Below are 13,784 nucleotides of genomic sequence, written 5' to 3' on the forward strand. Positions count from 1 at the left end.
GTTCGGGGGCTGACCGTTCGGGGGCTACACCTTCGGGGGCTGACGTGAACCGGCCGATCCGGCGGGTCGCGTTCGTGACCATGGTGATGTTCGCCCTGCTGCTGGGCAACATCACGTTCAACAGCCTGGTCCGCACCGACGCGCTGGCCGCGAACCCACAGAACCGGCGGGTTCGCGACGCCGAGTTCTCCCGCGATCGCGGCGCGATCCTGGCGGCCGGCAAGACCGAGATCGCCACCAGCAAGCCGTCGAACGACCGGTTCAAGTACCAGCGGACGTACCCGGACGGGAAGCTCTACGCCCCGATCACCGGCTTCTACTCCTACGACCAGGGCTCGACCGGGCTGGAGGCCACCTACACCCAGCAGCTCGCGGGGACCTCCGACTCCCTGTTCGTCCGCCGGCTGGTCGACACGGTCACCGGGCAGCAGCCCGAAGGAGCGAGCGTGCAGACCACGATCGTGCCGGACGTGCAGCGCGCGGCGTACGAGGCGCTCGGCGACCAGAAGGGTGCGGTCGTCGCTCTCAACCCGAAGACCGGGGCGGTGCTCGCACTGGTGACGAGCCCGACGTACGACCCCAACGACATCGCCACCCACGACATCGACGCCGCACGGAAGGCCTACACCGGCCTGCTCGCGGACCCGCAGAAGCCGCTGAGCAACCGGGCCGCGCGGGAGATCTATCCGCCCGGGTCGACGTTCAAGCTGGTCACCACCGCGGCCGCGCTGGAGGACGGGATGGAGCCGGACACCAAGGTCAAGGCGCCGAACCCGCTGCGACTGCCTGGCACCACCACCGATCTGCCGAACAGCACGAACTGCGGCGGCAGCGAGGTGACCCTGACGCAGGCGCTGCGGGTGTCCTGCAACACCGCGTTCGCCAACGTGGGCCTGCAGCTGGGCCAGGACAAGCTGAAGGAGCAGGCCGACAAGTTCGGCTTCAACCAGCGGCACCTCTCCGACCTCGGCGGCGTGGCCAGCGTCTTCCCCGACAACATGAACAAGGCGCAGCTCGCGCTCGCCTCGATCGGCCAGTTCGACGTGGCGGCCAGCCCGCTGCAGATGGCGATGGTGTCGGCCGGGATCGCGAACGACGGCGTGGTGATGGACCCCTACATCGTCTCGATGGTGCAGGCCCCCGACCTCAAGCCGCTGGAGACCACCAAGCCGAAGGTGCTGTCCCGAGCGATGAGCGCCGACAACGCGCGCAAGCTCCAGCAGATGATGGTGACGGTGGTCGACAGCGGCACCGGCGCCAACGCCAAGATCCCGGGCGTCGAGGTCGGCGGCAAGACCGGAACGGCGCAGTCGGACCCCAAGCGCAAGCCGTTCGCCTGGTTCACCTCGTTCGCCCCGGCCAATGACCCCGAGATCGCGGTCGCGGTGATCGTCGAGGACGCCGACATCCCGCGCAACGACATCGCCGGTGGCCGGCTCGCCGCCCCGATCGCGAAGAAGGTCATGGAGGCGGCCCTGTGAGCCGACGAACCCCGGGGAGCCGGGCCGGTCAGCCGACCCCAACTCGACAAGGACCCGGCGAGTGGAGAGGATCGAACCCGTGACTGGCGAGCCGAGGATGGTCGGGGGGCGCTACCAGCTGGGTAACGTGCTCGGGCGAGGCGGCATGGCCGAGGTGTATCGCGCGGTGGACACCCGGCTCGGCCGGCCGGTGGCGGTCAAGATGCTGCGGACCGACCTGGCGACCGACCCGACGTTCCAGGCCCGGTTCCGGCGCGAGGCACAGTCCGCGGCCGGGCTGAACCACCCGACCATCGTCGCGGTGTACGACACCGGCGAGGACCCCGACCCGGTCACCGGCGTCTCGATCCCCTACATCGTGATGGAGCTGGTCGAGGGTCCGACGCTGCGCGACGTGCTGCGCGACGGTCGCAAGATCTTGCCCGAGCGGGCGCTCGAACTGATGCAGGGCGTGCTGGACGCGCTGAGCTACAGCCACAAGGCCGGCATCGTGCACCGCGACATCAAGCCGGCGAACGTGATGCTGACCCCGACCGGTGGCGTCAAGGTGATGGACTTCGGCATTGCCCGCGCCGTGGCCGACACGTCCGCGACGATGACCCAGACGGCGGCCGTGATCGGCACCGCGCAGTACCTCTCCCCGGAGCAGGCCCGTGGCGAGACCGTCGACTCGCGCAGCGACCTCTACTCCGCCGGCTGTCTGATGTACGAGCTGCTGGTGGGTCGCCCACCCTTCATCGGCGACTCGCCGGTCAGCGTGGCCTATCAGCACGTCCGCGAGACCCCGGTCCCGCCGAGCACGTTCGATCCGTCCATCTCCGCCGACATCGACGCGATCACGCTCAAGGCCCTGGCCAAGGACCCGGCGGACCGGTATCAGACGGCCCGCGACATGAAGGCCGACATCGGCCGCGTGCTGGTCGGCCAGCAGGCGACGGCGGTGGTACCCCGGGTGACCAGCGAGGCGGCCACCCCGACCCGCGTTGTCGCCGCACCGCCGCCGGTGCAGACCGAGGAGCCGGAAGAAGAGGAGCGCAAGAGCAAGGCCGGACTGATCGCGTTCCTGGTGATCCTCGGGCTGCTGGTGGTCGGGCTCGGGGCGTGGGGGATCTACCGCTACCTCAACCGCGCGCCCGAGGTGGTGATGGTCGAGGTCCCGAACGTGCTGACGTACACCCAGCAGCAGGCCACCGATCAGCTGACCTCGCGCAACCTCAAGGTCATCGTCAAGAAGACCAACGGCAACGCGGACACCAAGGGCACGGTCACCGGGCAGGATCCGGTCTCGGGAACTCAGGTCGCGGAGAACAGCTCGGTCACCATCACGGTCAACGACGGCCCGAAGACCGGCACCGTGCCGAAGGACCTGGTCGGCAAGAACGTCAACGACGCCGAGGACGAGCTGGTCGCCGCCGGCTTCAACAACGTCACCAAAAAGGAGGCCAGCAGCGAGTCGGCCGACGCCAAGGCCAACGAGGTGCTGTCGGTCAGCCCGAGCGGAGGCTCGACCACCGCGCTCGACACCACGATCACGCTGACCTTCGCGACCGGCAAGTCCGAGGTTCCGAACCTTACTGAGCAGCTGTACGACCGCGCGAAGGCCGAGGCGGAGGATGCGGGCTTCAAGGTGAAGCGGGTCGACCAGCAGACCAACGGCGGCGTCGCGGCCGATCTGGTGATCGCGCAGAACCCAGCTGCGGGGTCGACCGCTTCGCGCGGAACGACCATCACGCTGACCGTCGCCGTCGCCCCGCCGACCCCGCCGCCGACGACCGGCCCGCCCAATCCGCCGGATCCGAACGGGACGGCGACACCGGGGACCGGAAACAGCTGAGCGGCGCCGCCCGACCTCCTGTCCATTGACTATGGCACTGCCATAGCGAATAGTGGTCGAGGTGAAGTCTTCGGCGCCGACATCGCGTGCCTACCGGTCCGACCGGCGTACGGCTCAGGCACGCGCGACGCGTCGCCGGGTGATCGACGCCGCGGCAACCGCCTTCCTCGAGCAGGGCTACGCCGGCACGACACTCCGACTGGTCGCAGGGCGAGCGGACGTGTCAGTGCCGACGGTCGAGGCCGCGTTCGGCACCAAGGCTGCCCTGCTGAAGTCGGCGATCGACGTCGCGATCGCCGGTGACGACGAGCCGGTGTCGATGATCGAGCGCGACTGGGCCGTCGACGCCCGCGCCGCCGCCGAGCCGTCCGTCGTGCTCGACCTCGCCGCCGACGTCGTCACCGCCGCCCAGACCCGGTCGGCCGGGCTCGTGCTGGCCGCCTTCGAGGGCGCCCGGGCGTCGCCCGATCTCCGCGCACTGGCGGATCAGTTGGCCGGCCAGCGGGCGGTCACGGCACGCTGGATCGTCGACGTCTTGAGCGAAGTGGGGACGCTCCGCACGGGTTGGACACCCGAGGCGGCGACCGACACCCTCTGGGTGCTGATGGACCCGGCCATGTACGTCCGTCTGGTCCGCGATCGCGGCTGGACCGCGGATGCGTACCGGGACTGGTGGCGCCATTCCGCGTCGTTGCTGCTCGACGACTCGGCCCGCTCGATCCCGGCGCCCACCGAACCGGCGTCCACTGAACCGGCGTCCACGTCCACGCCCACGCCTGGGCCCGAGGGCGCCCGCTAGCGCACGAGCGGGGCCGCATGGTCGGACCGGGAGACGGTTCCCGAGACGATCCATCAAGGCCGATCACCACCCACGAAGCACCAGGAGCCCGAGATGACGCATCAGTGGCCGCGACGCGGAACCGTCGACTACCTCCAGCTGCCCGCACACGACATCGCGCGGGCGGCCACCTTCTACGCCGACGTGCTCGGCTGGTCAACCAGTGACGAGAACTTCGAGGCGCCGAACCTAATCGGCCAGTGGGTCAACGACCGGCGTCCCGATGACCCGGCCGCCGGACCATTGCTTTGGCTGCAGGTCGACGACCTCTACCCCACCCTCGCCCGGGTGGAGTCAGCCGGCGGCGCCGTCGTCCAGCGACCGTACCTCGATCACGGCGAGCGCTGGCTGGTCGAGATCGACGATCCGGCCGGGAACCGGTTGGGGCTGGTGGCGCCCGTGCGCGCGCCTCAACCGCAGACCTTGCTCGCGGTGACCGACGTGGAGGCCGCCAGCAGCTGGTATCAGGCCCTACTCGGTCTCACCAGCGACCACGGCGGTCCGGAATACGAACGGCTGCTGGCCGGCGGCACCCTCGTGCTCCAGTTGCACCGGCTCGACGTCGCGCACCATCACGGCACGATCGGCGACCCCGAGCGACCCCGCGGGAACGGCGTGCTGGTCTGGTTCGGCGAGGTCAGCGACTTCGACGACGTGGTGACCCGAGCCGCAACGCTCGGTGCGGAGGTCGTCCGGGAACCGCATCGCAATCCACCCGAGGGCGGCGGCAACGGCCCGGGCCATCGCGAGCTCTGGGTCCGCGACCTCGACGGCTATGTCGTCGTGGTCGCGAGTCCGGACGGTGAGGCATGGGAGCTGGCCACCTCCTGAGCGCTGTGTTCGACTGATTCGCAATCTCGATGATTCGAGATCACGTTCGAAATACTATCGCATACATGTTCTATTCGTGCTAGCGTTTGCTCATGCCGATGACAGTGCAGGGCTCCGTCCTCCAAGGCTCGCTCTTCGATCTCGACGAGGGCGTCGCAGTGCGCCCGCTGGCTCCGATCGTGCGCGAGGAGCTCGGCCGCGGCGCCTGGATCGACGTCCTGCCGGGCTGGATCGCCGGTGCGGACGACCTGTTCGACCACCTGGTCGACGAGGTCCCGTGGCGGGCCGAGCGTCGCCAGATGTATGAGCGGGTTGTCGACGTCCCCCGACTGCTGTCCTTCTACGACGAGGCTGACCCGCCGCCGCACCCGAGCCTGGCGGTTGCCCGGGAGGCGCTGAGCCGGCACTACCGCCTCGAGCTCGGCGAGCCGTTCCGGACCGCAGGCCTGTGCCTCTACCGCGACGGCCGCGACTCGGTGGCGTGGCACGGCGACACGATCGGGCGCGGCAAGTCGGAGGACACGATGGTCGCCATCCTCTCCCTCGGCTCCGCCCGGTTCCTGCACCTGCGTCCACGTGGAGGCGGCGTCACGATCCGCAAGCAGCTGGGTCCGGGCGATCTGATCGTGATGGGTGGCAGCTGTCAGCGGACGTGGGAGCACTCCATCCCGAAGACGGCTCGGCCCGTCGGGCCACGGATCAGTGTCCAGTTTCGACCGCGAGGTGTCCGGTGAGGCGCGGACCGCCGGCCCGTCGGTGACCGACGGCTGTGGCCGGTCGTCCCGAACGAGTCTCGCCCCGCTCCCTGTGACCTCTGGTCGGACTGCGACTTCTGATCGGACTGCGACCTCTGATCGGACTGCAACCTCTGATCGGGCTACGACCTCTGATCGGACTGCGACCTCTGATCGGACTGCGACCTGTGATCGGATGGACGTCAGGCGCAGGAGCGGAGAGGGTCGGGGCGAGGCGAGGCGAGGCGATGGACACGGTGCGGCTGGACTTTCCGGGAATCGCCGTCGAGATCGCGGTTCCGAACGACGGGCCGCCGGCACTCGTCGGCGTCGACACCGAGACCGTGCGCGCGCGTTTCGACGGTCCGGCTGTGCCGCTGGTCGAGGTCCTCACGGTCGGCGACGGTCATGTTCACCCGCTGAAGCGGCTGAGCGGAACCCTGGTCGGTGAGCGCCTGCGCTATCGCTCCCATCACCCGATCCAGCACGGCTGGGCGCTCGACCTCGAGGATCCGGAGTCGGCACTGGCGGCGACGCTGGCTCTGACCAGCCGGGCGCCGGGCACGCTCAGTGCGACGACGACCGTGGTGAACACCGGCAGTGCACGGCAGGTGCTGACGGCGGTGACCTCGCTGAGCGCCCCGGTCACCGCACGAGTCCTGCGGCGCGCCTCAGCGGTGGCCACCGTGCCGGACGGTCGCTCCGACCCGCCGGCCGACGGCCCCGAGAACGCGCCGACGGGCGGTCCGACCGGGGCGCCAGCGGACGCGACGACCGAGAAGACGCCGACGGCCGAAGCGGCAGCCGCGTGGACGGCGGAAGCCGCGAGCGCGTCGACGGCGGAAGCGGCAGCGGCGTCGACGGCGGAAGCGGCAGCGGCGTCGACGGCGGAAGCGGCAGCGGCGTCGACGCCGGGCAGCACGCCCCCGACGCCCGCGGCAGCGGCGGCCGCGGCGTTGGTGTCGGCAGCCGGCGCAGAGGTCGCGTCGACGGCGGACGCGGGGGTCGCGGCGGCGCCGGCCGGCGCACTCGAGACGACGCTGGTCTATGGCGCGAGGGGCGAGTGGACGGGCGAGAGCCGGTGGCAGCTCGATCGAGTCGCCGACCTTCTCGTCGACCTGCGCCTCCCATCCGGCGCGACCCGCAAGGGCGCGCACCGGTGGGTCTCGACCGGCACCTGGTCGACGGCGGACGCTCTGCCGCTCGGCGCGGTGGTCGATCAGGACGCGGGCTGGGCCATCGGCTGGCAGATCGAGCACAACGGCGCTTGGCGCTCGGAGCTGGCCGAGGTGCACGGCGCGCTCCGGCTGACGCTCAGCGGACCGACCGACGTCGATCACGGCTGGCTCACCGGGCTGCGGACCGGCGAGCGATTCAGCACGGTTCCGGCCACCGTTGCGTTCGGTACCGACCTCGAGCACGTCGTCGGTGCGCTGACCGGTCACCGGCGCGCAGCCCGGCGCCCGCACCCCGACAACACCACACCGACGCTCGTCTACAACGACTACATGAACACGCTGATGGGCGATCCGAGCACGGCGAAACTGCTCCCGCTGATCGAGCAGGCCGCTCTGGCCGGCGCCGAGGCCTTCTGCATCGACGCGGGCTGGTACGACGACAGCAGCGGTTGGTGGGACAGCGTCGGCGCGTGGCGCCCGTCCGGCACGCGGTTTCCCGGCGGTCTGGACGAGGTGCTCCAGGCGATCCGCGGCCGCGGCATGGTGCCCGGGCTCTGGCTGGAGCCGGAGGTCGTCGGTGTCCACAGTCCGGTCGCCGAGACGCTGCCGCCGGCGGCCTTCTTCCAACGAGCGGGTGCGCGCCTCCGGGAGGCCGGCCGGTATCACCTGGATCTCCGGCATCCAGCGGCCCGGGCGCACCTGGACGAGGTGATCGATCGGCTGGTCGGCAGCCACGGTGTCGGCTACTTCAAGCTCGACTACAACATCGATCCGGGTCCCGGCACCGATTTCGACGCGGACTCGGTCGGTGCCGGCCTGCTGGAGCACAACCGCGCGCACCTGGCCTGGCTCGACGCCGTCCTCGACCGGCACCCCGACCTGATCATCGAGAACTGCGCGTCGGGCGCGATGCGGATGGACTTCGCCATGCTGTCCAGGCTCCAGCTCCAGTCCACGACCGACCAGGAGGATCCGCGCGCGTACGCTCCGATCTCGGTCGCCGCACCGATGACGATCCTCCCCGAGCAGGCGGGGAGCTGGGCGTACCCCAGCGCGGAGATGGACGACGAGGAGACGGCGTACGTCCTCTCCCTCGGTCTGCTCGGCCGGCTGTACCTGTCCGGATTCCTCGACCGGCTGAGGCCGGCCCAACGAGACCTGGTCGCGGAGGCCGTGCGGACGTACAAGTCGATCCGGAGCTCGATCCCGCAGCGTCGGCCGACCTGGCCCACCGGGCTGCCCGGCTGGAACGACCCCTGGCTGAGCCTCGGGCTGCGCGGCGCCGACGACACCCTGGTCACCGTCTTCCGCCGCGAGGGGGCGACGCCGCAGGTGGCCCTGGATCTCCGGGCCTACGCCGGCACCGAGCTCGCGGTCGAGCCGCTCTTCCCGACCCGACTACCCGGCTGGGAGACCGCCTGGGACGCCGACTCGGGAACGCTCTGGGTGCTCGGCGACGGCGCGGGAGTGGCGGCCCGCACCTTCCGGCTGACCGCGAGCCGACCCGATGCCTCGATCGTGCGGCCGAAGCCCGGGGAGTGAACACGGCCGACCGGAGTTCGGCGCGGGACGCTCAGCCGGCCGACATCAGCGGCGCCAGCCCCGCCGCCCGGGTGGGAGCCTCGGCATCACCGCAGACCGCGAGCCAGTTGGCGAGCATCTGGTAACCGCCCTCGGTCAGCACCGACTCGGGATGGAACTGGACGGCTTCGACCGGCAGCGTCCGGTGGCGAACCGCCATGATGACGCCGCTGGCGGTGTGCGCGGTAGCCTCCAGCTCGGCCGGCATGGTCTCCGGCTCGATCGCCAGGGAGTGATAGCGGGTGGCGGTGAACGGGCTCGGCAGTCCCGCCAGCACACCGACCCCCTCGTGCTCGATCAGGGATGTCTTGCCGTGCAGCAGCTCGGGCGCCCGATCGACCACGCCGCCGTACGCCACCCCGATCGACTGCAGCCCCAGGCACACGCCGAAGATCGGGACCGTGCCGGCGTGCGACCGGATCACGTCGATGCACACTCCGGCCTCTTCGGGCGTGCCCGGCCCCGGCGAGAGCAGCACCCCGTCGAACCCCTCGTGGAAGGACGGATCGGCGAACCGCGGGTCGTCGTTGCGCCAGACCTCGACCTCGGCGCCGATCTGGGCGAGGTACTGCACCAGGTTGTAGACGAACGAGTCGTAGTTGTCGATCACGAGGATGCGCGGAGCCACCCGCCCATTCTCGCCGACGTCGTACGTCCGGCGCCGCCTCGTTCTCGTGCTCCGGACTGCCACGCCCCGCGAATGGCGCCGGCGCCGCGCCAGCACGGGCCGCAGCGACGCGCCGGATCTCACTCCGCGCCCCGGAGGTGCACTCCGCGCCCTGCGCGCGAGGTGCGGACTCGACCTCCGCGGTGCGGAGTGAGTGGGCGGGTGCCGGGCGGGGCGCAAATGCGAGCCCGAGCGATGCTCAGCGGGTCGGGGACGCGGAAGGCGAGACTTCCCGGTTCACGTGGGCCCAGTCGAGGTCGAGCGAGCCGTCGTAGGCGGGGAAGGTCGAGCGGGCATCCTGCCGCACCTGATAACCGAGGTCGTAGGCGGCGACGTACTGCTGATAGATCTTGATCGCCTCAGAGGACGTGAGCGCGGCCCGCAGCCGGACCGGATCGCCGATCGCGCTGATCACGTACGGCGGCGCGTACGGCACACCGTGCAGCACCACCGTGTTGCCGACGCACTTGACCCCGGTGGTGGCGATCACCCGTTGCCCCTGGATCGTCATCGCCTCGGCGCCGCCGGACCACAACGCGTTCACCACGGCCTGGATGTCTTGCTGGTGGACGACGAGCAGATCGGGATCGATGCCGTTCGCGGCCACCGATGACGGTGCATCGGTCAGCGTCACGGTCACCGACGGACCGGCCACGGCCTCGACCCCGGCGATCACCGACTGGCGGCGCAGCTCCGGGCCGAGGTCCGGCTCCTGCGCGTTGTTGGCCGCCGAGAGCGCGTCGACCTGCCGGCGAATCTCGGTGAGCTGACTGCTCAGCTGCGCGTTCCGCCGCGACTGGGACTGGATCAGGCTGACCAGGTCGGTGTTCCGGCCGGGTCGCAGGTCCGTGCCCCGCGCGTTCAGTGCGCTGGTGGCGATCATCAGGCCCGCGAGCACGCAGACAACGGCGGTCACCAGCCGACCCACCCGGCTCCGCCGCCGATCCCGCCAGCGCTGCGCGGCGCGCGCCCGCTGCAGCACCCGACCGACGCGGCGAAGGCGGTCGCGCACGGGTGGCTCCTCGAGGTCAGGGTCGGGCACGAGCGCGGCAAAATGACTCGGCTCCGGCTCATTGACTACGCTACCTACTCAACGCGAGGAGAGTGTGGTGCCGGAATCCAGAGGCCGCAAGGCCGCCGAGGACAAGAAGCGAGCGAAGGCTCAGCAGGAGGCCAAGCCCAAGAAGGTCGTCAAGCCGGGCAGCCGCCGCTGGGTTCCGCCGACCTTCATCACGGTCGGCCTGCTCGGGGTCGCCTGGCTGGTGGTCTACTACATCGCGGGATCGGACATCCCGTTCATGAGCGACCTCGGCAACTGGAACATCCTGATCGGCATGGGCGGGATGGCCGCCGCCTTCGGCATCGCCACCCTCTGGAAGTAGCCCCGTCCGCGCCTGAATCACATCAGTGTGATTCTCCACAGCTGGGGACGAGGCTGTGGACAACTCACGGCAGACCGCCGCACGATCGGCGTGGAGCCCCGGACGACGTACCGCGCTGGTGCGTGGATGGGAAGTGTCCCCGCAGCCGTGGCACGGCCGGGACTCCACGACTTCCCATGGTGAGCCCACCCCCGACGATCCCGGCCCGAACGTGGTGGCGTGTCGCCTGTGCAAGCCTGTGAGTCTCAGCGCGACCAGATCCTCCGGCGTGGTCGGGGAGCACTGATAGCAATAGCGCGTGACCGCGAGCCGCCGCACCCTGGACCGGGAGATCTTCGCGCTCGCGATCCCGACCTTCGCCACGCTCGTGTCGGAGCCGCTGCTGCTGCTGGCCGACTCGGCCATCGTCGGTCATCTCGGCACGGACCAGCTCGCCGGTCTCGGCATCGCGAGCAACGTGCTCGGCGTGCTGATCGGGCTCAGCATCTTCCTGGCGTACGGCACCACCGGATCGGTGGCCCGCCGGCTCGGTGCGGGTGACCGGGTCGGTGCGCTGACCGCCGGCTTCGACGGAATGGTGCTGGCCGTGCTCGTCGGCGTCGGCCTCACCGTGCTGCTGCAGGCGGTGCTGGAACCGGTGGTCGGGCTCTACGACGTGTCGCCGGTGGTCGCGGAGCAGGCGCGGACATACCTGCGGATCGCCGCCTTCGGGCTGCCCGGCGTGTTGCTGACCCTGGCCAGCACGGGCGTGCTCCGCGGGCTGCAGGACACCCGGACCCCGCTGTACGTCGTCATCGCCACCAACCTGGCGAACGTCGGCCTGAACCTGCTGCTGGTCTACGGCGTCGGGCTCGGCATCGCCGGATCGGCGCTCGGCACGCTGATCGCCCAGGGCAGCGCGGCTCTGGTGCTAGCCGCCGTGGTGGTCCGCGGCATGCGGCGCTCGCACGCTCCCCTGCACTTCCGGCCGGGGGGAGTGCTGGGAGCGGCGCGGACCGGGGTGTGGCTCGTGCTCCGCACCGCCGCGCTGCAGACCGGGATCACCCTGACGACGTTCGTCGCCGCCGGGTTCGGCGCGGTGGCGCTGGCCGCGCACCAGGTGAGTGTGTCGATCTGGACCCTGCTCGCTTTCGCGCTGGATGCCGTCGCGATCGCCGGACAGGCGATCATCGGCCGGACCCTGGGGGCCGGCGACGTCGCGCTCGGCCGCGCGATGACCCGGCGGATGATGGGCTGGGGCATCTTGTTCGGCCTGGTGTTCGGGGCGGCGCTGGTGCTGGCCCGGCCGCTGTACGTCGGGCTGTTCAGTCCCGACCCGGCCGTGCAGGCGCTGCTCTCCCAGGTGCTGGTCGTGATGGCGTTGGCGACGCCCATCGCCGGTGTGGTCTTCGTCCTCGACGGCGTCCTGATCGGGGCCGGCGACGGCCGCTATCTTGCGCTGGCCGGGCTGATCGCGCTGCTCGCGTACGTCCCCGCGGCGCTGGTCGTGCAACACACGGGCGCCGGACTGGTCTGGCTGTGGGTCGCCTACGGCTGGTACGTCGCCGCCCGGATGCTCACCCTGCTCTGGCGGATCCGGGGCAGCGCCTGGATGCGCACCGGCGCCGTCTGATTCCCGCCCTCCCCCGGAACCCAGCCCGCTCTCCCCAGGAAACTGTGCGTGTCTTGCAGCGACACGCCGGGCGCGTCTGCAACAGCTGCACAGTTTCCGGGGCGGGTGCGGAGCGCGCGCGGTGCGGGGTGCGCGGGGAGCGGGGTGCGGAGCGCGCGGGAGCGTCAGGCGCGGGAACGCGAGGCGCGGGAACGCGAGGCGCGGGAACGCGAGGCGCGGGAACGCGAGGCGCGGGAACGCGAGGCGCGGGAACCGGTGATCAGGTGATCAGGTGATCAGATCGGGCTTGGACCAGTACCAGGTGGAGTCCAACCGACGCTTCGCGGCGCGGGCCCCGATCACCATGATCAGCCCGGCGGCCAGCGCGAACAGGCTCGCGGCACCGAGCTTCGTCGGCACCCCGCCCGCATTCAGCAGCCGCCAGCCGGTGATGACCAGTGGCGCGCTGATCACCAGCAGCCAGCCGGCCACCACCGCGAGCCGGCGCACCCAGCGCCCGACGCCCTCGGTCAACAACGCCCAGATGGAGAACGCCGACAGCACCAGCCCCGCCTCCTGCGCGGCCAGCCCGTAGTAGGCGGCGTTGATGCCGCTGGCCACGAGGATCGGATCGCTCGCCGATCCCCAGCCCGCGGCGGTGGCGTCGGCCTTGAGGAAGAAGTACTGCACGCGCAGCAGCGAGCGGCCGTAGTATTCGGCGCTGACCACGGTGATGTGCGGCAGCAGCGCGCTGGCGATCATGCAGAGCCCCGCGACCACGGTGACGACCACCCGCACCTTGGCGTCGCGTTCACGCCGGAACTGCAGTTCCGGGTCGATCTGGATCACGCGCGCCACCCCGCCGTCACGCGATCGAGCGTACGCGGGTCGCCGGCACCCCGGCCGCAGAAACGAGACGAACCGACCGGAAGATCCCGGTCGGCTCGCACGCGGTGCACGGTGGTCAGTCGGCGACGACGGCAAGCTGGACGTGCGCGATGACCGCGTCGTGCAGCTTCACGCCGACCGTGTGGTTGCCCACGTTCTTGATCGGCTTCGCGATCTCGACGGAGCGCTTGTCGACCGACGGGCCGCCGGCCTTCTTGATCGCACCGGCCACGTCGTTCGGCGTCACCGCACCGAACAGCTTGCCGGTCGCGCCGGCCCGGACCGGCAGCGTGATGCTGAGCGCTTCGATCTGCGCCCGCACCTCCTGGGCGTGATCCAGACCGCGGATCTCGCGAGCGTCGCGGCTCCGTTTGATCCCGTCGATCTGCTTCTCCGCGCCCTTGGTCCAGCCGATGGCGAAGCCACGCGGCACGAGGTAGTTGCGGCCGTAACCGTCCTTGACCTCGACCACGTCGCCGGCGATGCCGAGGTTGTCGACCGCGGCGGTGAGGATGAGCTTCATCTGCCGTCTCCTCTCAGCGAGCCGTCGAGGCGTACGGCAGCAGCGCAACCTCGCGGGCGTTCTTGATGGCGATGGCGACCCGGCGCTGCTCCTGGACGGACAGGCCGGTCACCCGGCGGGCGCGGATCTTGCCGCGCTCGGAGATGAACTTCCGCAGCGTGGCGGTGTCCTTGTAGTCGATCTGCTGACCGGCGCGAAGCGGGTTGGACTTCTTCTTCGGCTTGCGCTTGTCGGGTGGGGTGCTGGCCATTGTGGT

13 protein-coding genes are annotated in these 13,784 nt (G+C 70.7%); 8 read left to right on the forward strand and 5 right to left on the reverse strand.

The window, feature by feature from the left end; genetic code table 11:
• Positions 1-44: 44 nt before the first annotated feature.
• The 6 genes from ABD747_RS17380 (at position 45) to ABD747_RS17405 (ending at position 8,438) form a co-directional block, all read left to right on the forward strand.
• The gene (locus tag ABD747_RS17380) at positions 45-1,481 is read left to right on the forward strand and encodes a peptidoglycan D,D-transpeptidase FtsI family protein (RefSeq protein ID WP_344806882.1); all 1,437 of its coding nucleotides are present in this window, start codon (positions 45-47) and stop codon (positions 1,479-1,481) included.
• 97 nt (positions 1,482-1,578) lie between these two features.
• A complete protein-coding gene (gene pknB, locus ABD747_RS17385; RefSeq protein ID WP_425562556.1) occupies positions 1,579-3,315 on the forward strand; it encodes a Stk1 family PASTA domain-containing Ser/Thr kinase in 1,737 nt (578 codons plus the stop codon).
• A gap of 61 nt (positions 3,316-3,376) precedes the next feature.
• Positions 3,377-4,114 carry a TetR/AcrR family transcriptional regulator gene (locus ABD747_RS17390; RefSeq protein WP_344806886.1) on the forward strand — a complete coding sequence of 246 codons (738 nt, stop codon included), beginning with the start codon at positions 3,377-3,379 and terminating at the stop codon, positions 4,112-4,114.
• A 93-nt stretch (positions 4,115-4,207) separates the two neighbouring features.
• Positions 4,208-4,984 carry a VOC family protein gene (locus tag ABD747_RS17395; RefSeq protein ID WP_344806889.1) on the forward strand — a complete coding sequence of 259 codons (777 nt, stop codon included), beginning with the start codon at positions 4,208-4,210 and terminating at the stop codon, positions 4,982-4,984.
• Between the two features lie 92 nt (positions 4,985-5,076).
• Positions 5,077-5,718: an alpha-ketoglutarate-dependent dioxygenase AlkB gene (locus ABD747_RS17400; protein ID WP_344806891.1), complete on the forward strand. Its 642-nt coding sequence runs from the start codon at positions 5,077-5,079 to the stop codon at positions 5,716-5,718.
• Positions 5,719-5,966: 248 nt separating this feature from the next.
• Positions 5,967-8,438, forward strand: a complete 2,472-nt coding sequence (locus tag ABD747_RS17405) for a glycoside hydrolase family 36 protein (RefSeq protein WP_344806893.1) — start codon at positions 5,967-5,969, stop codon at positions 8,436-8,438.
• Between the two features lie 31 nt (positions 8,439-8,469).
• Here the strand turns inward: ABD747_RS17405 and ABD747_RS17410 are convergent, their stop codons facing one another.
• Together ABD747_RS17410 and ABD747_RS17415 are read right to left on the reverse strand one after the other, a co-directional pair.
• Positions 8,470-9,105: an aminodeoxychorismate/anthranilate synthase component II gene (locus tag ABD747_RS17410; protein ID WP_344806895.1), complete on the reverse strand. Its 636-nt coding sequence runs from the start codon at positions 9,103-9,105 to the stop codon at positions 8,470-8,472.
• A gap of 238 nt (positions 9,106-9,343) precedes the next feature.
• The gene (locus ABD747_RS17415) at positions 9,344-10,156 is read right to left on the reverse strand and encodes a DUF881 domain-containing protein (RefSeq protein WP_344806897.1); all 813 of its coding nucleotides are present in this window, start codon (positions 10,154-10,156) and stop codon (positions 9,344-9,346) included.
• 97 nt (positions 10,157-10,253) lie between these two features.
• Between ABD747_RS17415 and ABD747_RS17420 the strand changes: the two genes are divergently transcribed.
• Both ABD747_RS17420 and ABD747_RS17425 read left to right on the forward strand, forming a co-directional pair.
• On the forward strand, positions 10,254-10,526 hold the full coding sequence (locus ABD747_RS17420; RefSeq protein ID WP_344806899.1) for a cell division protein CrgA: 273 nt from the start codon (positions 10,254-10,256) through the stop codon (positions 10,524-10,526).
• Positions 10,527-10,824: 298 nt separating this feature from the next.
• Positions 10,825-12,138: an MATE family efflux transporter gene (locus ABD747_RS17425; RefSeq protein WP_344806901.1), complete on the forward strand. Its 1,314-nt coding sequence runs from the start codon at positions 10,825-10,827 to the stop codon at positions 12,136-12,138.
• Between the two features lie 267 nt (positions 12,139-12,405).
• Here ABD747_RS17425 and ABD747_RS17430 read toward each other — a convergent pair whose 3' ends face one another.
• The 3 genes from ABD747_RS17430 to rpsR all read right to left on the reverse strand — a co-directional run bounded on the left by ABD747_RS17430 (position 12,406) and on the right by rpsR (position 13,778).
• Positions 12,406-12,966 (reverse strand): hypothetical protein, encoded by a 561-nt coding sequence (locus ABD747_RS17430; RefSeq protein ID WP_344806903.1) that lies wholly within the window; start codon positions 12,964-12,966, stop codon positions 12,406-12,408.
• Positions 12,967-13,081: 115 nt separating this feature from the next.
• The gene (gene rplI / locus ABD747_RS17435) at positions 13,082-13,528 is read right to left on the reverse strand and encodes a 50S ribosomal protein L9 (RefSeq protein WP_344806905.1); all 447 of its coding nucleotides are present in this window, start codon (positions 13,526-13,528) and stop codon (positions 13,082-13,084) included.
• 13 nt (positions 13,529-13,541) lie between these two features.
• Entirely contained in the window at positions 13,542-13,778 is a 237-nt protein-coding gene (gene rpsR / locus ABD747_RS17440; RefSeq protein ID WP_344806906.1) for a 30S ribosomal protein S18, read from the reverse strand.
• Positions 13,779-13,784 lie beyond the last annotated feature (6 nt).

The sequence above is a fragment of the Microlunatus ginsengisoli genome, assembly GCF_039537205.1.
Classification (GTDB): Bacteria; Actinomycetota; Actinomycetes; order Propionibacteriales; family Propionibacteriaceae; genus Microlunatus; species Microlunatus ginsengisoli.